The sequence below is a fragment of the Acinetobacter sp. SwsAc4 genome (assembly GCF_013391535.1).
GTDB lineage: Bacteria > Pseudomonadota > Gammaproteobacteria > Pseudomonadales > Moraxellaceae > Acinetobacter.
Genome location: NZ_JACAXC010000006.1, coordinates 92,631 through 117,044, shown reverse-complemented (window position 1 = coordinate 117,044; position 24,414 = coordinate 92,631). Strand labels below are relative to the sequence as shown.

Genomic DNA, 24,414 nt, shown 5'->3' with positions numbered 1-24,414 from the left:
GGCAAGTTGTGTGCAGCTAATAGAGTTCGGTTCTGTCATGAGAAAGCCCATATAAATGGGTAATGTACAAGTTGCTGTAGAAGCATGTTTAGTTCGTCTGATCACAGATACTTTATAAACTATTTTAATACTTTTTTGAATCCGTCAATGCGTAAGTCCTAGTTAAGTAGAATGTACATCTTGCTTCAAATTTTTTGGCATTTTTGATTGAAAATACGGTTTATTAGTAAAAAAGTACAATTACTGTTGCTTTTAGCCTTGATCGCTACGAGTCAGATTTGTTACGCCATTTCAAATCATAATTTTTATGAATTAGCATTAACCATATTGAGTTATAGCAAGTGGTCGAATACATCTCGCCCAATCATTTGTGTAATAGATAATGCTGAGGCTTCGAATCAATTTCAGTCCAATATTAAACAACTTGGATATGACTATCAGGTGCAGGCTGTTAATTCAAAAGATTTTCAAAAAACAGAATGTCATGTTGTGTATTTCTCAACAACAACTCCGCAACAGCAACAAAACTTGATTCAAGCTTATCCATCGCGTTCATTACTTTCATTAAGTATCAATAACCCTGCATGTGAAATCGGCAGTATTTTCTGTTTATACAACAAAAAGACCTCTTCTACATTTAAAGTAAATCTAGATGCTTTGAGTTACTCCAAAGTTCATATCGACCCCCGAGTCTTAATCTTGGCGAAGAATACGGAGTAATTAAAGTGATTTCGAATTTATATCAGTCTACTTCGCTACATGCTTTATTCCGTAAATCTCAATTTACGATTTTTGCAATTACTTTTTTAATTTGCTCTTGTACTTTTGCAACAATTTCCATATTCACAATGGAAACACACGCCAAACAAAATTTACAACTATTAACTCAAACGCTACTTGAACGAATCCAGCCCGCTGTTGTCTTCAAGGACAAAGGAGCAATTGATCAAATTTTAGCGGACTACACAACAGAACATGCGATTCGTAGTATTCATGTTTATGTTCCAGAGCATCAATTATTAGCAGAAAGTACCAAGCAAATCGACCACACATCATTTTTACAAAGCGTATTAGATAAATGGTTTCTACATGATCCAATTAAACTGACGGTTATTCATCATAAGAAACAAGTCGGCGAATTAGTTTTATATGGCAGCTCAGAAAATATTTTACATTTCTTAAAAACCATCATTATTGGCCTTGCCATATCAATGTTTTTTATTGTGATTGCACTGTTATGGTCGGTTAATCTTACCTATCGCCAAATCATGCAAGCGATCAAACCATTAACCCATATTGCTCAATTAGTGAGTGACCAAAAAGCTTACAACTTACGTTTTCCAAATAACCATATTAAAGAGTTTCAAAATCTTAATACGGTATTTAATGAGCTCTTAGAAGAAATACAAGTTTGGCATACTCATTTACAGAAAGAGAATCTCCAACTTTCATTTCAAGCTCGCCATGACCAGCTCACAGGTTTAGCTAATCGACACTATTTTTATGAAGAATTGCTCAATATTTTTAAAAATAAGCAATTTCGTCACAATTCTGCACTGATTTTCATAGATAATAATAAGTTTAAAGCAATTAATGATCATTATGGTCATCTTGCTGGTGATGCGGTATTAAGAGAAATGGCAAATCGATTAATGCAGTCTGTCAGACAAGAAGACTTTATTGCTCGTTTGGGTGGGGATGAATTCGCAATCATTTTGCATACCATCCATCATTCTGATCATTTACAAACAATCGCTGAAGGTTTACTAGCAAGTTGTGATGAGCCTTTGGATTTTAACGGTCAACTTATCCATTTTAGCTTTAGTTTAGGGATTGCATTTTCACAGTTTGCAGACAATCCAGATGATTTAGTCATGCAAGCAGATCAAGCAATGTATAAAGCTAAAAATTTAAATCCACATTGGTTTCTTTATAAACCAGAAATTTAGGACATGTTATGCGCGCTCACACTTTTAATATCTCCTTTGTAGCGTTACTCTGCCTAACATTGGCTGGCTGTTTAAGTTTTGGTCCTTTGAAATATCGTCAAGTCAAAATGCTAAAAAAAGAAGGTTTCGTTTTAACAGAAGAAGGTTGGAGTCTGGGTCTGCCTGAACGTTTACTTTTCGACTTTAATAAAGCAGATATTAAACCTGAAAATCAAAGAGAAATCGTTCGTCTTGCCAATCAATTGAACAAGTATGATCTGCAAAAATTAAAAGTTGTGGGTCACACTGATGATATTGGTAATCCTGAATATAACCAGAAATTGTCTGAAGAACGTGCTCAAAGTGTTTCTTCGATTTTCATTCATCAGGGTTTCAAACCCAATAATGTCACTGTGATTGGTCGTGGTGCAAGCCAACCTTTCGTACCAAATACGTCTGACGAGAACCGCGCGAATAACCGCCGAGTTACGATTATTATTATTCCTTAGGTTGTAATTTTTTAAAAAAGCCAACTATTTAAAGTTGGCTTTTTTAATTTATATGAGTTCAATAATATCAATCGTCGGTGGAACTCGAAAGCGAAATGGAACGCCAACCATTCCAGTTCCAACTGTTACAAATACATCAGCATGTTCATGTGTATAAAAACCTTTTTTGTGCCCTAAGATAGACACTTTTTGCATAATATACGTTGTAATCCAAGGAAGTTCTATTTGCCCTCCATGTGTATGACCAGCAAGCATTAATGGTCGTGTAGGTAATGCTGGCACCATATCTACTGTATCAGGGTTATGAGATAAAATGAGCCATGGTTTATCTTGTGGTAAGTCTGGCATAAATCGCATATTTGCTTTACCCGCCCATAAATCACCAATTCCAATTAAGCGAAACTCATCAAAATCGATAATCTGCCCTTCTATATCAATCACATTATTCTGCTCCAATGCATCTTTTAATAATGTCTGTATAGGTGGACCAGGATACTGCTCATCATGGTTACCAGGGACAGAATACACAGGGGCATGAATTTGTTTTAGTACTGAAAGTTCCTGAATTAAGCGATTCTCAGGTTCATAAGTCCAATCACCTGCAACCACTACAATATCTGGTTTAGCTTCATTTAACTTTTTAACAATGCTTTTTAATTGACGTTCATGACCAGAAAACAATCCCACATGCATATCTGCAATTAAGGCCACTTTAACTGGTTGAATAAAATCACGATCCGGATTTAAACGGTATTGATGATGTTTAATATGAACCATATGTGGTTCAATAAATCGTGCATAAATCAATATGCTCGTTAAAAGGAAAACAAAAATACTTTCATGTAAACTGTAAAACTCAGACCAACCTGCATACAAGGTAAAAAACCAGAGAGGAACTAACAAATAAGAAAGATAAAATGCAGCTAGATGTACAAAAGCTTTGAAAGGATGAATCGTTTCAGTTCTTGCTTGATGAATCCATGCCTGAGCGAATGCCCACAACGCTAAAACAATAAAAATAATATAAAAAACTAATATAACTGTGTCCGAATTCGACATTAACACTCTCATTAATCTGACATTAGGGCATACATCGCATCTCATATTTATAATTTTTGATGAAATGCTATACTCAAGTCCAACTTTTAATCAGTAAAGATTATGACGCAATTTTCTCATCTAAATCGCAAACATACAAAAATAAGTACAACTACTTACAATAAAAGTATGCTTGCGATTTATTGCAGTATTGCGATCACAATCACAGGATGCAGCACACTACCTAAACATAAAATAGAGCCAATACAACAATCTAACATTCAACAATTAGAAATAAATCAGACAACTTTGGCTCAGATCATTCAACCTTTAGAACAACAAAATCCTGGATTGACGGGTTATCACGTTTTATTTGAACCCCTAGAAGCGTTAGCAGCACGACTACGTTTAATTGATAAGGCTGAGAAAACCTTAGATTTGCAATATTATATTTGGGACAACGACAAAGTAGGTGCTCTTGCTTTGCATGCGCTGATTCGCGCAGCAGATCGTGGTGTCAAAGTGCGATTACTTATTGATGATAACAATGCAAAGAAAACCGAAGGAATCTTCTTAGCTCTGGCACAGCATCCAAATATTGAAGTTAAATTATTCAATCCCTATCGTTTTCGCAAATACCGTGCGCTTGATATGGTTTTAGACTTAAAACGTATCAACCGCAGAATGCATAACAAAAGTTTTATTGCAGACCAACAAGTTGCCTTGATTGGTGGACGTAATATGACGAATCAATACTATAACGTGAGTGATAACTATCAGTTTTCTGATGTCGATGTGATGTTGGTAGGCAAAGCGGTCAATGACATTTCACAATCTTTTGACGAATACTGGAATCACAGTTACGCTTACGATGTAAGGGAAATTGTCAATCAAAATGCTCATCGCTTAAGCTATGAGAGCCTAAAACAGCAACTTGATGAGCATTATAAGAGAGCAACGGTACAGAATTATCTTGACCTGACTGGCAACTCACAGGCAATTGATTCAATTATCAGTCGGGATATTCCTTTAAATTGGGTAAAAGCTGAGGTTGTAAAAGACTCTCCTGACAAAATTAAATCAAAAGCCAAAAAACAAGAACACCTTAATTTCCAATTGATTAACCACTTAGAACAACCTGAAAAAAATATTGACCTCATCTCGGCTTATTTTGTCCCTGAAAAAAAGGGAGCTAAAATTCTCAATGATCTTGCAAAAGATGGAATCGAAGTTCGAGTGCTCACAAATTCATTTCAGGCAAACGATGTCGCTGTTGTTCATGCATTTTATGGAAAATATCGTCAGGATTTACTGGAACATGGTGTACAGCTATATGAGTTTCTCCCAGCATTAAATAAAAATGATCTCGATAAACATACCGAAGAACTCGCGAAGAAAGCAAAAGTAAATATCAAAGGGCTAAGCCGTTCCAGTTTACATGCCAAACTGATGGCGCTAGATGAAAAGCAAGTTTTTATTGGTTCATTTAATTTTGATCCACGCTCTGCTTACTTGAACACTGAAATTGGCGTGCTTTTAGATAGCCCACCTTTAGCGCAGGCTGTTCATGCGACTATGGACCAAAACCTAAGTAAATATGCCTATAAATTAGTGTTAGATGCCAATAAAAAAATTACATGGCGACGTGAAACACCACAAGGTGCTGTCATCTACACCAAAGAACCTCGAATGAAATGGTGGCAAAAGGCAGGACTGAAAATTATTTCATGGCTGCCGATTGAAGGCTTTATGTAATTTAAAGCGAGTATTGTTATGGCTGAGTATTTAAAACTTTGCTTTGTAACTCAAGCAGCCCTGCTCGCATTTGACGATCAACTTCTTTAGTTAAGCTATCTACTGTATGGCCTGTTACAGGAATTGCAGGTAGGGTCAATAAATGAGCGGTAACTTTTGGCATTTCTAAAACACGTTGCACATGTTCTGCAAAAGACATTTCACCAATAAATGGTGCGACCAGATCTAATTCACCTTGTTGATTGACATAGCAAATCACACAAATTTGAACTGGACGTTGCGCATCAATCGCAGCACCCAATAAGCGCCCATGTACTTTTTTGACCTGACGACCATCTGTGGTTGTGGCTTCTGGAAAAAACAAAACTGGAATATCTTGTTTTAAAAACGCTGTAATTTGTTCTTTTATTCGGATTGAGTCACCAGAACCTCGCTTAATAAATAAGGTTCCACCGCCTTTTGCTAAATTACCCAAAATGGGCCATTTTTCGACTTCTGCTTTTGCTAAGAAGAAAATACGTGCTCCAGAGCCAAGTACAGCAACATCTAACCAAGAAATATGATTGCTCACCCAAAGCGCTGGTTCTCGTGGAATAGTGCCATGAATCTGCACTTCGATATTAAAAACTTCGCATAAACGGCGGCAAAAATACTGAACATAACGCGTATTCGTTGGATTATTCGGGTCTTTGTATAACCCGTGTCGATAAATGAGATAAAAACCTTCACCAATTGTTTCTAGACCTGAGGCTAATTTTTTACTATACAAGCTCAATTTAGAGATGAAATTTAATGGTGTGTTATTTGCTGCTGTTGCTTCTTGAGTCATAAATCATTAAAACCGTACGCATGTATGCACATTGCATTGAACTAGCTCACTTATATCATGCCCGTATCTATTTATAAAAGTTACCACCATGAGAAAAAACGAATGTGAATATAATTATTTTCAATTTTAAAAGGTTTTTTAAATTAAATATTATAAATAGATCGAATTAATAAATTAAGAGGTCATATGATGAATCCTCAACACACAACATCTCATAATCAAGTGAATATTCCTTATGGCTATGCTTTAAGAATATTTTTGGGCTGGTCAATTTTATATATCGGCACACTCGTTGGTTTTATCAAACTTATTCACCACCATGTCATATAAATCCATGAAGCCTTTGCCCTTTGCTTGAAGTTTATTCTAGAATAAGGCTTCAATACTCAGGATATGATAATAGCGTGGAATTTTTTGAGCGGCAACAAAGTGGTGAACGAGCAATTTTAGTCAGTGTTTCTGTGCAGTTACTCGATGACCTTGATGCTGAAGAGTTTCGATTGCTCGCTCAATCCGCTGGTGCTGAAATTCTTGAACATATTTCTGTACAAAGAAATAAACCAGACCCTAAATTTTTTATTGGCTCAGGTAAAGTTGATGAAATCGCAGAATTAGTTCAGCAGCTAGAAGCTGAATTAGTTATCTTTGATCACTCTCTTTCACCAGCTCAAGAACGTAATTTAGAAAGAATCTTAAAATGTCGTGTGATTGATCGTACAGGGCTTATTTTAGATATCTTCGCATTACGAGCGCGTACACACGAAGGAAAATTACAAGTTGAACTTGCCCAACTTAAGCATTTATCAACGCGCTTAATTCGAGGCTTCACAGGTAATTTAGAACAACAAAAAGGGGGGATTGGTCTACGTGGTCCTGGTGAATCACAACTTGAAACTGATCGCCGACTCATCAAAGTACGTATTACCCAACTGAAAGACAAATTGGTCAAAGTTCAACAGACGCGATTACAAGGTCGTGCCGCACGCCAAAAAGCAGCAATTCCAACGATTTCTTTGGTTGGTTATACCAATGCCGGTAAATCGACACTGTTTAATACTTTAGCGCAAAGTGATGTCTATGCAGCAGACCAACTTTTTGCAACACTCGATCCAACCTTACGTCGTCTAGAATGGGATGGTATTGGTACTGTCGTACTCGCAGATACGGTTGGATTTGTGAGAAATTTACAGCATGATTTGGTTGAATCTTTCAAAGCGACCTTAGAAGAAACACTAGAAGCAAGCTTACTTTTGCATGTAATTGACAGCAGTAGCCCTAATATGCTGGAACAAATCGAAGCAGTAGAATCTGTACTGAAAGAAATTGGAGCCGATGCACCGATTCTTCATGTTTACAATAAAATTGATCTCAGCGGTGATACGGCAAAAATTATTTATAAAGCAGCAGATTTACCTGATCGCGTTTATGTTTCTGCGCATTCTGGACAGGGATTGGATTTACTAAGCCAAGCTGTTCAACAATGCCTGATGGGACAGTTACAACATTTCTACTTAGTTCTCAAACCTGCTTACGGTAAACTACGCACACAACTTTATACACTGAATGTCATTCAAACTGAACAATATGATGAGCAAGGTGATTTGCATTTATCCGTTTGTATTGCTCCACAAAAATTGCATCAACTGATCAAACAAGCACATCTACCATTAGATGAAATTCTTGGAAACCAAGCAGCTTTATTTCACAGGCCTTTGGAAGAATTTGAAAAGTAAGCATCAATGTAATAATCGTTCATAAGTGAGAGTTAGAAAAAAGATGAAAGAAATTGATTGGACAGCTTGGTTTTGCACGATTCTATTAATTATTGTATTTCGTGAAGGTGCTGTTGCTATTACCACGGTCTTTCATCATCCAGAATTAGGTAATCTCGTCGGACTGATCAGCTTACTTGCAACTTTATTACTTTGGAGAAGATTTAGAAAAATCTCCAATCGTCTTATCGATACCAACAACAAAATCATGAAAGAAAGTGCTTTTGCATTTTTGCCAATCTGTGCTGGCTCTTTGATCATGTTGGTACATTTAGGCAAAGAAATTCCAATCTTTTTATTTGTCTTAACCTTGAGTACTTTATTGCCATTGTGGATTTACGCCAAAATGGCGAAACGCTGGTTATAGGAGTTCATGAATATGTTAATGGTTATATATGGATTCGTGATTACCTTAATCAGTTATCTCATCGCAAAACCTTTAAACAAAAAAATTCCACAGATTCCATTAATTGTTTTTGCGATGTTTATTGTGATCGGACTACTCGCAATTTTGGGTATTCCTTATGAACAGTACATGAATAATGTGAATGGTGTCTTTAATCATCTGCTTGGTTATGTGACTGTCGCTTTGGCAATTCCACTGGCTGCAATGCGTTATGATGATTTACCAATTAAATCGATGATTGGCATTTTGTGTTTTGCAAGTATCAGTGCAGTTGCATTGCCGATGGGGCTTGCATATTTATTACACATGTCAGAACCAACAATTATGGCTTTTGCAACCCGAGCTGTAACGACGCCAATTGCTCTGAATATTGCCACACTATTACACGCTCCTCTGATGATGGTATCACTGATTGTGATTTTATCTGGAGTCATTGGCGCCGCATTTTCTCCGTGGATTTTAAAACATATCCATGATGAACGGGCTTCAGGCTTAGCTTTAGGTTTGGCAGCTCATGCAATTGGTACAGCACAAGCATGGCAGCGAGGTCCTGTTACAGGTCGTTATGCCGCTTTTGGTATGGCTGTGAATGGTGTGTTTACTGCTATATGGCTACCCACTTTTATTTTGTCTCTTTCTTAATTTGTCACAAAGATGTCAATTTATATTGAACTAGTTGTCAAAAATCCTACATAATGAAAGTTCAAACGTTAAAAGGATTTTTAATGATGGGAAAACAATTATTCGGTGCGTTGATTTTATCTGTAATGAGTAGTCTAAGCTTTGCAGAAGATATTACAGGTATGTGGCAAAGTATCGATGACAAAACTGGTGCACCAAAAGCTTTAGTCGAAATTCGTAAAGAAGCGAACGGTACTTATGCGGGTAAGATTGTAAAGATTACTCCACGTGCGGGTTACACACCAAAAGAAACGTGTGTAGACTGCCCAGCACCATATACCAATAAACCTATTTTAGGCTTAGACGTGATGACAGGCCTAAAACAAGGTGAAGGGCTGAACTATGTTAATGGTCGTATTCTAGATCCAAATTCTGGCAAAATTTATAGTATGAAAGCAAAATTAAGTTCTAATGGCAAACGCTTACATTTGCGAGGCTATGTTGGTGTATCTGCATTGGGTCGTAATCAAATTTGGATTCGTGCAGAATAAATTTTTAGAGCTATCAATTGCGCCAGTCATCTCCGTATTTGATCAAATTGGTCACGGTTTAGCACTATAAAACACCTTTATTTCTTTCAGAATTAAGGGTGTTTTTTTATTAAATTTTAAAAATTCCTTGAAATTTCAATTATTAATAAAATACACAATTGTAAAATAATGATTGAATCTAGGATTAAAAATCCGAAATAATAGAGAGACAATAATAGTGGCTGAGTAACTTAGACATGTACACAAAACTCATTACGTTTTTCTTCTTATTTAGTCTTAGCCATCTGACTTTTGCACAAGATATCGTAGGTACTTGGCAAAGCGTTGACGATGTAACAGGAGCGCCTAAAGGACAGGTTGAAATTATCAAAGAAGCTGATGGAACTTATATTGGTAAAGTTATTAAAATTACCCCGCGAACAGGTTATACACCAAAAGAATTCTGTACGGGTTGCCCTGCTCCTTACACGAACAAACCCATCTTAGGCTTAAATGTAATTACTAAACTGAAGTATAAAAAGGATTTGTCTTATGCAGATGGAAAAATTTTAGATCCAAACACTGGTCGTATGTATAGTCTCGCAGCAAAGTTAAGTAACAATGGACAAAGGTTACATTTACGAGGTTATGTTGGCGTATCAGTATTGGGTCGTAGTCAAATCTGGATTCGTGTGAATAACTAAAAATCTAATCAATAAAAAAGCCCTCAATTTAAGGGCTTTTTTATATTGCTATAACTGTAGTTTAATGGCTTTGTAACTTTGCGTAGTCAATCAAAACATTTGCAGCTTCTGTAATAAAGGTTTCTTCTTCAGGCAATGCTGGTCGTGCATAAGCTTTCATTTTGGCACGTGACTCAATTAATGCATCAATCGAAGCCTGATAGCTTTCCCAGTTGGCATAAGGTGCCTGACCTGTCGCTATACGACGCTGATTTTCAGCATTGAGTGTTTGCTTTTCTAAATCAATTAGCTCAGCTCGACGTTGAGCAATATCTAACTCAACTTTCTTCTGATCAGAACTTTTTTGTGCGATCAGTTTTCGAGCTTCTAAATAATTAAATTGTGAATCAGCTTTCACCCGCTGTTCAGAAGATTGGGTAAGCTTAGCAATATACGGTTGCACAGAACCTTCGCGCTTGAAAGGAGCTGTTGGAATGGTATCCCATTTCAATGCATTTTTAGCTTTACGCTCACCAAACTCTTCATTGTAAATATCAACAAGTTTGATATCAGGAATCACGCCTTTGTTCTGCGTACTTCCACCCGTGACACGATAGAATTTGCGTTGAGTTAACGTTGCCTGACCATGTGCTAAGGAGTCTAATTGAACCTGAGCGGTGCCTTTTCCTGTCGTGGTACTACCTATAATAATACCGCGCTCATAATCTTGGATTGCCGCAGAATAAATCTCACTCGCAGATGCAGAGGCTAAGTTAACAAGCACTGCCATTGGCCCAGCATAAATTTGCTCTCCGCCATCAGTGTCTTCAAAGACATTCACATTGCCATTGCCATCCCGAATTTGTACAACTGGACCAGACTTAATCACCTGACCCAGCATACGAGCAACTTCTTCTAATGAACCACCTGGGTCATTACGTAAATCAACCAGAACACCTTCTACTTTCTTTGCTTTGAGCGATTCAAATGCTTTTGCTGTATCTTCAGAAACTGAACGATATTCTGTACCAGCTCGACGTGAACGATAATCGAAATAGAAAGATGGAATTTCAATCACACCGAAAAGATGTTTTTTCCCATCACGTGTAATTTCAACTGTACGTGAGCGAACACCCGCATCCTCTTCCTGAATCACATCTCGGACTAAACTCACATTACGTGCTTGGCTCATCGAAGCACCTGCACCGAGTAAGCGAACAGTTACTTTAGTTCCACGCTTACCACGAATCAATCCAACAATTTCTGAACTCGACCAACCAATGACATCAATCATTTTTTCGCCATCTTGGGCAACGCCAATGATTCGATCTCCTGATTTGATTTGACCAGATTTACTCGCTGGTCCCCCTTCAACAATAGTTTCAATCTTGGTGTAATCTTCATTGCCTCGTTCTGGGCGAATAGATACCCCAATGCCTTCAAGTTGCAATGTGGTCTGGCGATTTAACTCCATCGCATCAATAGGAGGGTAATAATTACTATGTGGATCGTAAGTTGCCAACATTGCATTTAATGTTTTATCTAAAACATCATCGCTCTTTACACGACCAATACGTTCAAGCTGGCGCGTATAACGTTTTGTCAGCGTTTGTACTGGTGTTAAATCCTCTGGACCAGTTAAATCCTGACCATTTGCAAGCGATGGATCAGCTTTCAAAGCCTTTTGCTTCGCTTGCTCTTCTTCTTTGCTAATCGTTAAATTAATTAGCTGAGACACCAACATTCTCTGCCAATGTGCTTGTTGCTCGGCAGAAGTCTGAAAATAAGGCGCTTTTTCGCGATCAATATCAAGGTAAACACCCTTTTGCTGTAAATTTTGTGGCTTCTTCAATTCAGCCAACATAAATTCGTAGAATTGTTTCAAGCGTTCACGATATTGGGCATGAATCGCAAAAGGTCCCGTTAGGTTTCCTGCTTTTAATGAGCTACCAAAATTTGAACCATATTTATTTTTATATTCTGAAACTTCACTGCTCAGAAATAATGAATGATCTGGATCTAAGCTGTCCAAATACATATCTAAAATACGATTTGATGTCGCAGCATCTAAACGCATATTCAGATAATGCTGACGATCAACTAATGTTGCCAACTGACGTGCGACCAATGCTTGTTCTTGTGATGGCTTGATCACGGTTGAAACAACAGGAGCTTCCGTTGCCGCAAATGCCTCATTCATTGTATGAGAAAAAAATAAACCACCAGTCGCGATTGCAACTGCACACGCTATCATTTGAAGTTTCATAAAATTTTGGTACTTCCTTGGATATGGCAATTATTACATGCTAGTACAATCAATATGAACATATTTCATTCAATATTTTTACCAAACTGTAGTACAGGTTAATCATTATAAATAAATGACCAACAAGCACTTATCATCAATATCATGTAGTTTTATCATATTCTGTACTGACAAAATGTAGCAAATCATTGCACAATTTAGCTATCGCTTTTTTTACATCAAAATTCAAATGGAATCTATATGATCGGCGCATTGATGCTAGACGTTGCTGGCACAGAACTTACTCAAGAAGATATTGAACTATTACAAGCTCCGCAAGTCGGTGGCATGATTTTATTTGCACGAAATATTGAGTCTCCTCAACAAGTTCGTGCTTTAACTGATCATATGCGCCAAGTCCGTCCAGATATTCTGATTGCTGTCGATCAAGAAGGTGGGCGTGTTCAACGTTTAAGACAAGGCTTCACCTTGTTACCTGCAATGGGGCGACTTGGTGAACATTATGTTCATCATCCCGAACAAGCAATTGAGTTAGCCCAACAGTGTGGTTGGTTAATGGCAACTGAAGTTCTCGCTGTAGGTATCGATTTTAGTTTTGCTCCAGTCTTAGATCTCAATGATATTAGTGATGTCATTGGTGATCGAAGCTTTGCTAAAAATATGCAAGACATCGTTCCACTAGCTGATGCCTTTATGCGTGGAATGAAACAAGCAGGCATGGCGACAACTGGAAAACATTTCCCTGGACATGGTTCTGTAAAAGCTGATTCACATGTCGCTGCGGCGATTGATAGTCGCTCATATCAAGAAATTTACGACAAAGACATGCAAAGTTTTATCAAGTTGATGCCTCAACTTGATGCACTGATGCCAGCGCATGTGATTTATGATCAAGTCGATCCAAACCCAGCAGGCTTCTCTCCGTTCTGGCTACAAAATATTTTACGTCAGCAACTTAAATTTGACGGCGTTTTGTTCTCTGATGACCTGAGTATGCAAGCTGCGTGTGTTGCTGGTGGTGCTGATGCACGTATTCAAGCGGCATTAAATGCGGGTTGTGATATGGGATTAGTGTGTAATGATCGAACAGCAGCATGTACAGCTTTAGATGGCATTCAAAAATTGGCTTTACCAAATCAACAACGTCTAGAGCGTATGCGCGGTAAAATTCCAAACATCCAAGTAGGTTCGACACTAAATTTAGATGAAAGTTGGCAGAACGCAAAAAAAGTCATTGAAGACTTTAAGAATTCGTTTTAACTTGCCAATAAGCAAAAGATGATTTAACACACCATCTCCAATTGATCTATTTAAAAATGAATAGGTCAATTTCCTCGCGCAAATGGGTTGTGCATGGGAACAGAATAAAATGAAAAAAATTGAGTCTAGGACAGATGACACAACAACTTTCGAAACACCGCCATATTTCTTTTACTGCACACTATACCGGCTATATTTGGTATCAGATGGGCATTTCCCATCCTGCATTAGCGACAACTAAAGGAAAAACACTAGCAGCCTTAGTCCATCCGATTGAAAGTTGGGCAGAAAAGTATGTTGGTGGAAGTATGCGAACAACCTTGAAACAACGCCATACCATGCTTGATACGCATTTAGAGCAATTGATTCAGCAATATCCAAACCTACAAGTACTTGAAATTGCATGTGGCTTATCGCCACGAGGTTGGTGGTTTAGACAGCATCACCCAGAAATTTGCTATCGTGAGCTTGACTTACCTGATATGGCCGCTACAAAACAAGCAGCATTACAACAAATTGAACCACATGTTGATGATGTCCTATCCGTTGATTTATTCACAGAAGCATTTGCCAACGTATTTAAAGTCTTTGACCCTAAACGACCTTTGGTGATTATTAGTGAAGGCTTAATTAACTACTTTGAAAAGCCGTTACTTCAGCAACTTATTCAAGCAATAGCGATCTATGGTCGCGACTTCAAAGAACTTCATTATTTAACCGATCTTTATCCCGAACCCACTCAAAATAAATTAGCAACCATTATCTGGAATAGTAGTCGTTTATTGAAATTAATGTCACGCAGTGCTTTTAGCTTCCACTTTAAAACACCAGCTGAGGTAGAGAATTTTTTTCATGAAGCCGGTTTTAAGCAAGTTGAAGTGCTTCAACCTAAAGAATTTTTTGAACAAACACGTTTAGAAAACAAGGAACAGCATCTGGGTGATCTTGTTTGGATGATTCAAGCCACCAATAAATAAAAGTCAAAAAAAGAGAAGTGAATTCAAAACACTTCTCTTTTAAAATTCTATTAAAGATAATTAAATTTGTTTCTGACGCTCAATAAAACGAGACAAACGATCCGCAACGTCGAAACTACCGTGTTTAAACAAGATACGTAAACCCTGTTCAGTTGCCTCAAATGTTAAACATTCTATTTTAAACTCACCTTCTTCATCAGCTAAATGTAAGGCTAAATCTCGTGGATGCTGGCTAACAAAATCAAGCTGATCCAAATGATCAAGTTTTAAATACACCCCAAAGAACGTAATATCTACAATCTTTACTGCTACTTCGGTATCTGAATGTCGATGTGATAATTTAGTGTCTGGTTTTAAAACAGGAATACGTTCTTCACCACGACGCTCAATGTTTTTCATCTGTTCGCGGTTCATTGGAATAACACCATCAAGATTGTCGATGGATTCTCCCTTTAAAAACGTAGTAAAAAGCGTCATCGTTTCTTTGCGGCGTTGTAATTGTGGAACATGGTCTGCATTGGCAATTAATGCAAATTCCATATTATTACATTGCAAAGCAAAGTCAGCATTTTCATGTGGCAAAGTAAAGCTATCGTACTGCCCTGCTGCAACGAGAGTTTTACACTGCGCAACAGGTACATTGCTTAAACGGAGTAGTCGATTGCAATTAATCTCGTAACGCTCACGTTCAGTTGCAGTAAACTCTGCCATCTGTCTAAAGAATAAACGTTTTGCCGTTGGAGACATCCGCGTTTTATCAAGCTTGGCATGATTCACAAGATACAAAATAACTGCTTGCCCAAACTCCTCCATACGATCTTCACGCATCAAGTGTAAAGATTCCTCGAGCAACATACGCCAGCTTTTACGGGTTTTTTGCATCACACCCATCAAGACCATACGATCAATCAGTTCAGGACGTTGGTGTGCAAATGAAGATGCAACAACTGAACCCAACGACATACCCATGACAGAAACTTTATCAATCCCAACAATATCAAGCCATTGACCCAACATTTTTGATAAATCTGGTAATTCAAGAATTCCAGCTGACTCGCCTGTATCCACATTTCGAATCTGCTGATTTGCGCCCATTGATGGTAAATCAATCAATATGACAGGACCACTCTCAAAGAGTTGCTCAACACAATACTTATAAGAGTTAAAATTTTGAAATGCGCCCCCGACAATTACAATTGGCGTGTTGTAGATCGTCTTAGGATCTGCAATTGCCATATATTCAATTTTCCAACCATCTATCCATGTAGTACGCGCTGGTTGTTTAAAACTGTTTTTATTGTATATGTCGAAAAAACCAAACCCTGTGTAGGTATGATTTAAATCCGAGTCCATTTGGATTATGGAATTCATATCCTTCCTCCATCCTTGTTTATTTTTTTGCTGTAGTTAGTCTCATTTTTAGTGAGTTCTAGTTACAAGTTAACAAATTTATAAAATTTGTATTACATTTATCCTATACATTTTTCATTCTATACAAATGCATGATTTATACGCAATCATTTCCTTAACCACTTATCTTGTTTAGATCAATAATATTTTTCAAAATATGTAATCAGCTTGTAAATTCAATTTTAAATCAAAAGAGCTACTCAAAATTTACAATCTATAATTTTTTGAATTATCAGTTCAGCCTATTCATTGTTCAGCATTTGACTGTTACTATCATTATAAATATATGCAATCGTCAAAATGCTATGCAAGATTCTATTCAAAACTATATGCAACAGGTTGGTACTCAGGCACGCAAAGCGTCTCGTATCTTAATGAGCGCATCAACGCATCTAAAGAACCATGCTCTGTCTGCAATTTATACTGCTTTAGAAAATAATCAAGCACAAATTTTGGCAGCCAATCAAATTGATATGCAAAATGGTCACCAACGTCAATTAGATTCTGCCCTCCTTGATCGTCTTGAACTCACTCCTGCTCGCTTTAAAGGCATGCTACAAGGGTTAAAAGATGTTATTGCACTTGTTGACCCAATCGGCGAAATTACGGATTTAGCTTACCGTCCATCAGGTATTCAACTGGGTAAAATGCGGGTTCCTTTAGGTGTAATCGGTATGATCTACGAATCGAGACCGAATGTTACCCTTGAAGCCGCATCATTAGCACTAAAGTCAGGAAATGCCATTATTCTACGCGGTGGTTCAGAAGCAATTGAATCGAATAAAGCAATTGCAATCGCAATTCAGCATGGTTTACAAATTGCTGGCTTACCTGAACATGCTGTTCAAGTGATTGACACACCTGACCGCGCAGCAGTAGGTCATTTAATCACAATGACTGAATTTGTAGACGTCATTGTTCCTCGTGGCGGTAAAAGCTTGATTGAACGTGTAACGAATGAAGCACGTATTCCTGTGATCAAGCATTTAGATGGCAATTGCCATGTTTTTGTTGAAGCACAAGCAGATTTACAAAAAGCATTACCAATTGCGCTCAACTCAAAAACACATCGTTATGGCGTATGTAATGCGATGGAAACATTACTTGTTGATGAAGAAATTGCAGAAGATTTCCTACCAAGTATTGCTGAACTATATGCAGATAAACAAGTTGAACTAAGAGGTTGTGCGGAAACACAACGTATCTTAGGTGAGTCTGTTAAAACAGCCACCGAAGAAGATTGGTACACTGAATATTTAGGTCCTATTCTTGCAATCAAAGTCGTTACAGGTATGGATGAAGCAATCGAACATATTAATAAATATGGTTCTCATCATACCGATGCGATTATTACTGAAAACTTTAGTCTAGCACGTGAGTTTCTCGCACGAGTTGATTCAAGTTCAGTGATGATCAATGCTTCAACCCGCTTTGCTGATGGCTTTGAATATGGCCTAGGTGCAGAAATAGGAATTTCAACAGACAAAATTCATGCACGCGGTCCAGTTGGTCTGGAAGGTCTAACCTCTCAGAAATGGATCGTATTTGGTGATGGTCAAATACGCCAATAAGGCATTTAGATCCAAGTAAAACGCTGCACGGTAAAGCTCATTTATTTGATCTTTATCGTGTTTTTACATATTTTCATACAAAAACCCTGATCAAAACAAACAGATTCATCCTAAGAAGTTTGTATTTACACTCTATAATCATTAGATTCAATTATAAATCAGTTGTATAGGCTAAAGTCTATCTTCGCCAATATGACAACCCATGTTAAAACATTGCACGTGATTGCTGTGCTCGACACGTTGCAGCAAGATCAAAAGTGTTCGTCATAAAATTCAAAATTTGTTAGGTGTTCAAACGTGGCTAAATCTGTACTTGTAATTAACTGTGGTTCATCTTCAATCAAATACGCGCTTATCTCAGAACGCCGTGAAGATCGTATTTATGGATTAGCAGAAAACTTAGGTTCTGCTGAAGCACGGATCAAAGGCGTTACGATTGGTGGTGAACCACTTGAACTTTCGATTCCACATGCAGATCACGCCAAAGCACTTGAAACTCTTCTTGCACGTTTAGCGAACTACAATCCACAAGCGATCGGTCATCGTGTTGTTCATGGTGGCAATTTAACCAAAGCAGAACTATTAACACCTGAAATTGTAAGCCGCATCGAAGCTGCAACACCACTTGCACCTTTGCACAATCCTGCACATTTGATTGGGATTGAAGCAACCATGCGTTTGTTCCCTGAATTACCTCAGGTTGCTGTATTTGACACTGCATTCCATCAAACCATGCCTGAACACGCGTATCGTTATGCTCTACCACAAAATTTATATACTGAACACCATGTCCGTCGCTATGGTTTTCATGGAACAAGCCACGCTTATGTGACTGAACGTGCAAGTGAACTCGCAGGTGCAAAAAATCAAGGGGGCTGGCTCAGTGCTCACTTAGGCAATGGTAGTTCAACTTGTGCGGTTTGGAATGGTCAAAGTCTTGATACTTCTATGGGCATGACTCCATTAGAAGGTGTAGTGATGGGTACACGTAGTGGTGATGTTGACCCAAGCCTACATTTATTCCTTGCAAGTAATTTAGGCTGGAGTATCCAGAAAATTGACAGTATGTTGAATAAAGAAAGTGGCTTGCTTGGCTTATCTGGTCTGTCAAACGACATGCGCACTTTAGTTGAAGCTTCGGGTAATGGTCATGAAGGAGCAACACTGGCGATTGAAGTATTCTGCTATCGTTTAGCAAAATCATTATCTGCTTTGAGCTGTGGTTTACCGCGTTTAGATGGTTTAGTTTTCACGGGTGGAATCGGTGAAAACTCAGCTTATGTTCGTGAAAAAACCTTGGCTTATCTACCACACTTTGGTTTGGAATTTAGTGCAGAAAAAAATAATGCCTTAGCACGCGGCACTGAAGGTCGAATCGATAATGGTACAGGTCCACAGATTTGGGTTGTACCTACAGACGAAGAAGGACGCATTGCGAAAGAAACGCGTCAAGTCATTGAACAGCTCGCTTAATTCACAAAATTTAGATAAATTTTAAGGTTCTTATGAATACGATTTTACTGATTCCAACAGGTGAAGGGGTTGGTCTTACATCTGCCTGTTTAGGAATGATCTACGCTTTAGACTGTAAAGGGATTAATGCTGGTTTTCTTAAACCATTTTCTCAATTAGCAGATTCAACCGTTGATCGTACTGCAACACTTTATCGTCATTTATTTCAACATCAATCTGTTGAACCGATTGCTTATGAAAAGCTCACCCAGCTTCTTGGTTTAGGCGAAACAGATGAGCTACTCGAAGAAGCTGTTGCACTGCATCGTAAAATCTCAGCCAATCATGATGTGATTATTGTAGAAGGACTTGTTCCAAATGGACAAGATCACTTTGCCAATGAAATTAATGCCGCACTTGCACAAGCACTCGATGCCCAAGTCGTTTTGGTCAGCACAGCAGATTTAGCTGACCCACGTAAAACAGCTGAAAAAGTTGATGCACATTTGCGTCAATTCGGAGGTGCTGCATCACCGCGCACCACAGGCATTTTATTTATGCGAACCAAAGGTCTTCCTGAAGGTACAGCAGCAATTCCTGTCACACTTGATCCAAGTTTGCGTTTAGATAAGCAAATTGCTGAATTTTCAATACAATTACAACGTTACAATCGTTTTATTGGCACAAGTGAATTACCTATCATTGGTTTAGTGCCATTCAGTAATATTCTCAGCGTACCGCGTAGCTTAGATATTGCCACTGTTGTTAATGGTACTTGGTTAAATGAGGGTGAAGCAAAACAACGCCGTATTTTACATACCAGTTTAATCGCATCGGATATTGAAGCCGAATTACATAAATTTGTTGCTGGCGAACTCATCATTAGTGCATCTCAACGTACAGATGCCCTACTTGCAGCAAGTCTTGCAAGCAGTAATGGAATTCCTTTGGCGGGTTTAGTTTTAGCTGAACAAGCCGCTCCAGCCGCGAATATTTTAGAATTCTGCCAAGGTGCTATTAAACAAGGTCTACCAATTTTACACACTTCGCTAGACACATTAGAAACAGCACAACGCCTATATCATTTTGGCAATGAAATTCCCGTAGATGATATTGAGCGTGCTGAACAAGTGACGCGTTTTGTTTCAAGCCATCTTGATAATAGTTGGCTCGATCAACATACCCAGAACAACCTGAATCCACGATTATCTCCATCTGCATTCCGCTACGAGCTGGTACAAAAATCGATTGCTGCGAAAAAACGCATTGTACTACCTGAAGGTGATGAACCTCGTACTGTACAAGCCGCAGCGATTTGCCAATCACGTGGTATTGCTGAATGTATTTTATTAGCGAAACCTGAAGCTGTTGCTGAAGTTGCTAAAGCACGTGGTATTCAGCTTCCAGCTGATCTGCAAATTATTGATCCCGATAGTATTCGTGACCAATATATTGAACCTATGGTTGAATTACGCAAAGGTAAGCTAGATGCATTACAAGCAAAAGCACAGCTACAAGATACTGTAGTCCTTGGTACAATGATGTTAGCACTTGATCAAGTCGATGGCTTAGTATCTGGCGCAATTCATACCACTGCCAATACCGTTCGACCTGCATTTCAATTGATTAAAACAGCCCCGAACTACTCATTAGTTTCATCAATCTTCTTTATGTTGTTGCCTGATGAAGTTTATGTCTACGGCGATTGTGCAATTAATCCAGATCCAAATGCTAAACAGCTTGCTGAAATTGCGATTCAATCTGCAGACTCTGCTAAAGCCTTTGGTCTTGATCCGCGTATTGCCATGATTAGTTATTCAACAGGTACGTCAGGCGCAGGTGCCGATGTTGAAAAAGTGGCTGAAGCAACCAAGATCGCCCAACAACGACGTCCTGATTTACTGATTGATGGGCCTCTACAATACGATGCGGCTTCAGTTGAAAGCGTTGGACGTCAAAAAGCACCTGAATCTAAAGTTGCGGGTCGTGCCAATGTATTTATTTTCCCTGATCTCAATACTGGTAACACCACCTATAAAGCAGTACAACGTGCAGCAAATGTGGTCAGTGTCGGTCCAATGCTACAAGGCTTAAACAAGCCCGTAAATGATTTGTCTCGCGGTGCTTTGGTTGATGATATTGTGTTTACCATTGCCTTAACGGCGATTCAGGCAGCGCAACAGGATTAAATCACGATCCTGATATTATAAAAAACCATCTACCAGATAAAAAGTAGATGGTTTTTTATTAGACTTGTTTTTCCATGCGGCCAGCCACACATAAGGAAAACTAAAAATTTCAACACGTCTCCTGCCTATTTAGACCTTTAGCCAAATCTAAGCTAAAACTCCCACATTCATTGCTTTTTGTCATATAATTTAGCCCGCCAGCTAATCGCCCGCTCAAGAGAAATTTGATATGACAACGATCATCAAACAAGATGACTTGATTACATCAATCAAGGATGCCCTGCAGTTTATTTCTTACTATCACCCACAAGACTTCATCCAAGCGATGAGCCGTGCTTATGATCGTGAAGAAAACAAAGCTGCAAAAGATGCTATTGCCCAAATCCTGATCAACTCACGTATGTGTGCTGAAGGTCACCGACCAATCTGTCAGGATACAGGGATCGTTAACGTTTTCCTTGAAGTCGGCTTAGATGTTAAATTTGATTTAACCATGAGCTTGGATGATGCTGTAAACGAAGGTGTACGCCAAGGTTACCTAGAAAACTCAAACGTACTCCGTGCTTCTGTTTTAGCAGACCCAGCTTTTGGTCGTAAAAATACCAAAGACAATACCCCTGCCGTGATTCACTACAAACTCGTACCGGGTAATAAAGTTGATATTACCGTTGCAGCGAAGGGTGGCGGTTCTGAAAATAAATCCAAACTTGCGATGCTAAACCCATCTGATTCAATCGTAGATTGGGTACTTAAAACTGTACCAACGATGGGTGCAGGCTGGTGTCCACCAGGTATGCTCGGTATTGGTATCGGTGGTACTGCTGAAAAAGCCATGATGCTTGCAAAAGAAGCACTCATGGAAGAAATCAACATGGACGAATTACTTTGTCGTGGCCCACAAAGCAAGATGGAAGAACTCCGTATCGAGATCTTCGAAAAAGTAAATGCACTGGGTATTGGTGCTCAAGGTCTTGGTGGTTTGACGACTGTTCTTGATATTAAAATCAAGGATTACCCATGCCACGCAGCAGGTAAGCCAGTCGGTATGATTCCGAACTGTGCTGCGACTCGTCACGCACATTTCCAGTTAGATGGCACAGGTGTTGCGCATATTCAGGCACCTAAACTTGAAGACTACCCTGCTGTAACTTGGGATTCATCTCAATCAAAACGTGTGAATCTTGATACCATTACCCAAGAAGAAATGAATTCATGGAAACCAGGTGACACCTTACTACTTAACGGTACCATTTATACAGGTCGTGATGCTGCACATAAGCGCATGGTCGACATGTTAAATAATGGTGAAGAACTTCCAGTCGATCTCAAAGGTAAATTCATTTACTACGTGGGTCCAGTCGATCCAGTTGGCGATGAAGTGGTTGGTCCTGCAGGCCCAACAACAGCAACCCGTATGGATAAGTTCACTCGTCAAGTGTTAGAAGCAACTGGCTTATTCGGTATGATTGGTAAAGCAGACCGTGGTCCTGCTGCAATTGAAGCAATCAAAGACAATCAAGCAACTTACTTGATGGCTGTTGGTGGTGCTGCGTATCTCGTGTCTAAAGCAGTTCGTGAGGCTGAAGTCGTTGCTTTTGCAGACCTAGGTATGGAAGCAATCTACAAATTCGTGGTTGAAGATATGCCTGTTTCTGTTGCAGTTGATGTCAATGGTACTTCGATCCATGCCACTGCACCAAAAATCTGGCAAGCTAAAATTGGTAAGATTCCAGTTGTGGATGCTGCTGCAATCTAAATAATACTCATACAATAATTATAGCCGAATCATCGTATTCGGCTATTTTTTTGCCTAAAGCATCTGTTAAATTATAAAAAACAATAAGGATAACAAGATGAATAAAACAATATCGATCTTAATAATAAGTCTCTGCTGTGTCATGGCAACAGAAAATACATTTGCCAGCCCTGCTCAAAAAAAATCTGTAAAAGAACTAATTAAACTCAGTGATTTAGAAAACCTTTTACATTCATCTTTAGATGAAATGCAGCCTGCGTTAGACTCTGAAGCTGAAAGTATGCTTTTAAAAATTTTAGGTAAAGAGAGACTAACAACCAATCAAGAACATCTAGCACTTGTAGAACTCAGTCAATTATTAAAAGACACAAGTTCAAAAATGTTTATGCGGCCTGAAACATTACAAACAATTGAGCAAATTTACACAGAAACACTGAGTGAAGAAGAAGTACAAGCTTATTTAAAATTTTTGCGAACGCCAGAAGGAAAATCAATCAACCAAAAAAATTTAACAATTAGTAGCAATGTTTTTCAATACATGAATAATTTAAATCAAAAGACCTTAAATGATCCTGAGCAAAATTTAAAACTCAAAGAGCAGCTTTTAAGCATCATCAAACCCTTAATTCAAGATGAATAAACGCTGCTCAATATTGACTACCACGTCAATGGATTCCAAAGTTTAAATGGTTTAACCAATAAGACCTCAGATTTTTCATCATACTTAGCTGGCTTTAACTCTTGAGGCTTAGACCGAATTTTACCTGAGGCATCTTGTGCCACAAAGTTATAGCTTGATGATTTTAGGCGGGTAAAGGCAATTTCCTGATGTGCGACTTTATCGGGCATGATCATAAATGGTCCCGTATGTTCGCTGCGAGAAATCTTATTTTCTTCATCATATTTAATAAAATAAGTTTGTGATGCATCAACCGTGAAATCTAAATACTTTGGTTTTTGGAAATGCATACCAGCCAATGGGCGGCTCACACTCAAACGATAGGTACCTGCTGGTAGTTCCACCCAATAATAGTGATTATGCAATAGGCTTGGGATTCGATGCCCATTAATAAATAAGTTTGCTGCTGCAATTTCTTGACGATTCCAACGTGTATCTGGACGATACAAATAAACCACCGCGGCTTGTTCATTTTGTGGTTTGATCGGTGTGTAAAATTGACCTAATTTTTGATTGACCCATCCACCAACAGTAAAACCTCCCACATGATACTGATCAAGCAGACCTGGCTCTTTTGTTGTATCTACTGGAGGTAAAGTTGCTGTGAGTGTTGTCGTATTTTCTTCAACTGTCTTATGACTTTGACAACCAGCCAATACCCCTGCACAACATAATGACAATATTAAATAACGCATGATATCCCTCAAGGCGTTTTCTTGGATTTATTTTTAACAGCGCAAAACTATGCGGATTTTCCAATTTTTAAGATTAACACCTCATTAA

21 protein-coding genes and 1 pseudogene are annotated in these 24,414 nt (G+C 38.4%); 16 read left to right on the top strand and 6 right to left on the bottom strand.

Annotated elements, in window-relative coordinates:
• Positions 1 to 105, bottom strand: a pseudogene (locus tag HYG88_RS05390) (IS701 family transposase); the annotation flags it as partial.
• A 141-nt stretch (positions 106 to 246) separates the two neighbouring features.
• Between HYG88_RS05390 and HYG88_RS05385 the strand changes: the two are divergent.
• The 3 genes from HYG88_RS05385 to HYG88_RS05375 are packed head-to-tail and all read left to right on the top strand — an operon-like array spanning position 247 to position 2,437.
• Positions 247 to 720, top strand: coding sequence for a YfiR family protein (locus HYG88_RS05385; protein WP_034602573.1), 474 nt, complete (start codon positions 247 to 249; stop codon positions 718 to 720).
• A 5-nt stretch (positions 721 to 725) separates the two neighbouring features.
• A complete protein-coding gene (locus HYG88_RS05380; RefSeq protein WP_178882711.1) occupies positions 726 to 1,949 on the top strand; it encodes a diguanylate cyclase domain-containing protein in 1,224 nt (407 codons plus the stop codon).
• Between the two features lie 8 nt (positions 1,950 to 1,957).
• On the top strand, positions 1,958 to 2,437 hold the full coding sequence (locus HYG88_RS05375) for an OmpA family protein (RefSeq protein WP_087544028.1): 480 nt from the start codon (positions 1,958 to 1,960) through the stop codon (positions 2,435 to 2,437).
• 48 nt (positions 2,438 to 2,485) lie between these two features.
• Here HYG88_RS05375 and HYG88_RS05370 read toward each other — a convergent pair whose 3' ends face one another.
• Positions 2,486 to 3,496: a metallophosphoesterase gene (locus tag HYG88_RS05370; protein WP_178882710.1), complete on the bottom strand. Its 1,011-nt coding sequence runs from the start codon at positions 3,494 to 3,496 to the stop codon at positions 2,486 to 2,488.
• A gap of 168 nt (positions 3,497 to 3,664) precedes the next feature.
• On the opposite strand from HYG88_RS05370, the gene HYG88_RS05365 reads away from it, so the two are divergent.
• Complete coding sequence (locus tag HYG88_RS05365; RefSeq protein ID WP_372616326.1) at positions 3,665 to 5,230, top strand: phospholipase D family protein; 1,566 nt, start codon at positions 3,665 to 3,667, stop codon at positions 5,228 to 5,230.
• 16 nt (positions 5,231 to 5,246) lie between these two features.
• Here HYG88_RS05365 and HYG88_RS05360 read toward each other — a convergent pair whose 3' ends face one another.
• Complete coding sequence (locus HYG88_RS05360; protein ID WP_178882708.1) at positions 5,247 to 6,059, bottom strand: 1-acyl-sn-glycerol-3-phosphate acyltransferase; 813 nt, start codon at positions 6,057 to 6,059, stop codon at positions 5,247 to 5,249.
• A 404-nt stretch (positions 6,060 to 6,463) separates the two neighbouring features.
• Here HYG88_RS05360 and hflX point away from each other — a divergent pair, with 404 nt between their 5' ends.
• The 5 genes from hflX to HYG88_RS05335 all read left to right on the top strand — a co-directional run bounded on the left by hflX (position 6,464) and on the right by HYG88_RS05335 (position 10,092).
• A complete protein-coding gene (gene hflX / locus HYG88_RS05355; protein WP_178882707.1) occupies positions 6,464 to 7,792 on the top strand; it encodes a ribosome rescue GTPase HflX in 1,329 nt (442 codons plus the stop codon).
• Positions 7,793 to 7,835: 43 nt separating this feature from the next.
• Positions 7,836 to 8,198, top strand: a complete 363-nt coding sequence (locus tag HYG88_RS05350; RefSeq protein WP_178882706.1) for a hypothetical protein — start codon at positions 7,836 to 7,838, stop codon at positions 8,196 to 8,198.
• Positions 8,199 to 8,210: 12 nt separating this feature from the next.
• Complete coding sequence (locus tag HYG88_RS05345; protein ID WP_005156147.1) at positions 8,211 to 8,879, top strand: LrgB family protein; 669 nt, start codon at positions 8,211 to 8,213, stop codon at positions 8,877 to 8,879.
• 86 nt (positions 8,880 to 8,965) lie between these two features.
• A complete protein-coding gene (locus HYG88_RS05340; protein ID WP_171063525.1) occupies positions 8,966 to 9,409 on the top strand; it encodes a DUF2147 domain-containing protein in 444 nt (147 codons plus the stop codon).
• 236 nt (positions 9,410 to 9,645) lie between these two features.
• Complete coding sequence (locus HYG88_RS05335) at positions 9,646 to 10,092, top strand: DUF2147 domain-containing protein (protein WP_005156153.1); 447 nt, start codon at positions 9,646 to 9,648, stop codon at positions 10,090 to 10,092.
• Positions 10,093 to 10,153: 61 nt separating this feature from the next.
• Here the strand turns inward: HYG88_RS05335 and HYG88_RS05330 are convergent, their stop codons facing one another.
• Entirely contained in the window at positions 10,154 to 12,337 is a 2,184-nt protein-coding gene (locus HYG88_RS05330; RefSeq protein ID WP_005156156.1) for a carboxy terminal-processing peptidase, read from the bottom strand.
• Positions 12,338 to 12,577: 240 nt separating this feature from the next.
• Here HYG88_RS05330 and nagZ point away from each other — a divergent pair, with 240 nt between their 5' ends.
• Complete coding sequence (nagZ, locus tag HYG88_RS05325) at positions 12,578 to 13,597, top strand: beta-N-acetylhexosaminidase (RefSeq protein ID WP_005156157.1); 1,020 nt, start codon at positions 12,578 to 12,580, stop codon at positions 13,595 to 13,597.
• A gap of 134 nt (positions 13,598 to 13,731) precedes the next feature.
• Positions 13,732 to 14,574 carry a class I SAM-dependent methyltransferase gene (locus HYG88_RS05320; protein ID WP_005156161.1) on the top strand — a complete coding sequence of 281 codons (843 nt, stop codon included), beginning with the start codon at positions 13,732 to 13,734 and terminating at the stop codon, positions 14,572 to 14,574.
• 60 nt (positions 14,575 to 14,634) lie between these two features.
• On the opposite strand, the gene HYG88_RS05315 is transcribed toward HYG88_RS05320, so the two are convergent.
• The gene (locus HYG88_RS05315; RefSeq protein WP_005156164.1) at positions 14,635 to 15,945 is read right to left on the bottom strand and encodes an alpha/beta fold hydrolase; all 1,311 of its coding nucleotides are present in this window, start codon (positions 15,943 to 15,945) and stop codon (positions 14,635 to 14,637) included.
• Between the two features lie 344 nt (positions 15,946 to 16,289).
• On the opposite strand from HYG88_RS05315, the gene HYG88_RS05310 reads away from it, so the two are divergent.
• The 5 genes from HYG88_RS05310 (at position 16,290) to HYG88_RS05290 (ending at position 23,592) form a co-directional block, all read left to right on the top strand.
• Entirely contained in the window at positions 16,290 to 17,555 is a 1,266-nt protein-coding gene (locus HYG88_RS05310; RefSeq protein ID WP_005156167.1) for a glutamate-5-semialdehyde dehydrogenase, read from the top strand.
• A gap of 297 nt (positions 17,556 to 17,852) precedes the next feature.
• Complete coding sequence (locus tag HYG88_RS05305) at positions 17,853 to 19,028, top strand: acetate/propionate family kinase (RefSeq protein ID WP_005156171.1); 1,176 nt, start codon at positions 17,853 to 17,855, stop codon at positions 19,026 to 19,028.
• A gap of 32 nt (positions 19,029 to 19,060) precedes the next feature.
• A complete protein-coding gene (gene pta, locus HYG88_RS05300; protein ID WP_178882705.1) occupies positions 19,061 to 21,196 on the top strand; it encodes a phosphate acetyltransferase in 2,136 nt (711 codons plus the stop codon).
• A 229-nt stretch (positions 21,197 to 21,425) separates the two neighbouring features.
• Positions 21,426 to 22,952 carry a fumarate hydratase gene (locus HYG88_RS05295; RefSeq protein WP_178882704.1) on the top strand — a complete coding sequence of 509 codons (1,527 nt, stop codon included), beginning with the start codon at positions 21,426 to 21,428 and terminating at the stop codon, positions 22,950 to 22,952.
• A gap of 97 nt (positions 22,953 to 23,049) precedes the next feature.
• A complete protein-coding gene (locus HYG88_RS05290; protein ID WP_178882703.1) occupies positions 23,050 to 23,592 on the top strand; it encodes a DUF2059 domain-containing protein in 543 nt (180 codons plus the stop codon).
• A gap of 17 nt (positions 23,593 to 23,609) precedes the next feature.
• On the opposite strand, the gene HYG88_RS05285 is transcribed toward HYG88_RS05290, so the two are convergent.
• On the bottom strand, positions 23,610 to 24,326 hold the full coding sequence (locus tag HYG88_RS05285) for a DUF2846 domain-containing protein (RefSeq protein ID WP_005156180.1): 717 nt from the start codon (positions 24,324 to 24,326) through the stop codon (positions 23,610 to 23,612).
• Between the last annotated feature and the right edge of the window lie 88 nt (positions 24,327 to 24,414).

Bases quoted from the DNA above. Each gene is read 5' to 3' on its own strand.
- HYG88_RS05375 (WP_087544028.1), top strand. From the start codon at position 1,958: ATGCGCGCTCACACTTTTAATATCTCCTTTGTAGCGTTACTCTGCCTA.
- HYG88_RS05320 (WP_005156161.1), top strand. From the start codon at position 13,732: ATGACACAACAACTTTCGAAACACCGCCATATTTCTTTTACTGCACAC.
- HYG88_RS05310 (WP_005156167.1), top strand. From the start codon at position 16,290: ATGCAAGATTCTATTCAAAACTATATGCAACAGGTTGGTACTCAGGCA.
- HYG88_RS05295 (WP_178882704.1), top strand. From the start codon at position 21,426: ATGACAACGATCATCAAACAAGATGACTTGATTACATCAATCAAGGAT.
- HYG88_RS05360 (WP_178882708.1), bottom strand. From the start codon at position 6,059: ATGACTCAAGAAGCAACAGCAGCAAATAACACACCATTAAATTTCATC.
- pta (WP_178882705.1), top strand. From the start codon at position 19,061: ATGAATACGATTTTACTGATTCCAACAGGTGAAGGGGTTGGTCTTACA.
- HYG88_RS05285 (WP_005156180.1), bottom strand. From the start codon at position 24,326: ATGCGTTATTTAATATTGTCATTATGTTGTGCAGGGGTATTGGCTGGT.
- HYG88_RS05290 (WP_178882703.1), top strand. From the start codon at position 23,050: ATGAATAAAACAATATCGATCTTAATAATAAGTCTCTGCTGTGTCATG.
- HYG88_RS05340 (WP_171063525.1), top strand. From the start codon at position 8,966: ATGGGAAAACAATTATTCGGTGCGTTGATTTTATCTGTAATGAGTAGT.
- HYG88_RS05365 (WP_372616326.1), top strand. From the start codon at position 3,665: ATGCTTGCGATTTATTGCAGTATTGCGATCACAATCACAGGATGCAGC.
- HYG88_RS05370 (WP_178882710.1), bottom strand. From the start codon at position 3,496: ATGTCGAATTCGGACACAGTTATATTAGTTTTTTATATTATTTTTATT.
- HYG88_RS05315 (WP_005156164.1), bottom strand. From the start codon at position 15,945: ATGAATTCCATAATCCAAATGGACTCGGATTTAAATCATACCTACACA.
- HYG88_RS05330 (WP_005156156.1), bottom strand. From the start codon at position 12,337: ATGAAACTTCAAATGATAGCGTGTGCAGTTGCAATCGCGACTGGTGGT.
- HYG88_RS05350 (WP_178882706.1), top strand. From the start codon at position 7,836: ATGAAAGAAATTGATTGGACAGCTTGGTTTTGCACGATTCTATTAATT.
- nagZ (WP_005156157.1), top strand. From the start codon at position 12,578: ATGATCGGCGCATTGATGCTAGACGTTGCTGGCACAGAACTTACTCAA.
- HYG88_RS05345 (WP_005156147.1), top strand. From the start codon at position 8,211: ATGTTAATGGTTATATATGGATTCGTGATTACCTTAATCAGTTATCTC.
- HYG88_RS05335 (WP_005156153.1), top strand. From the start codon at position 9,646: ATGTACACAAAACTCATTACGTTTTTCTTCTTATTTAGTCTTAGCCAT.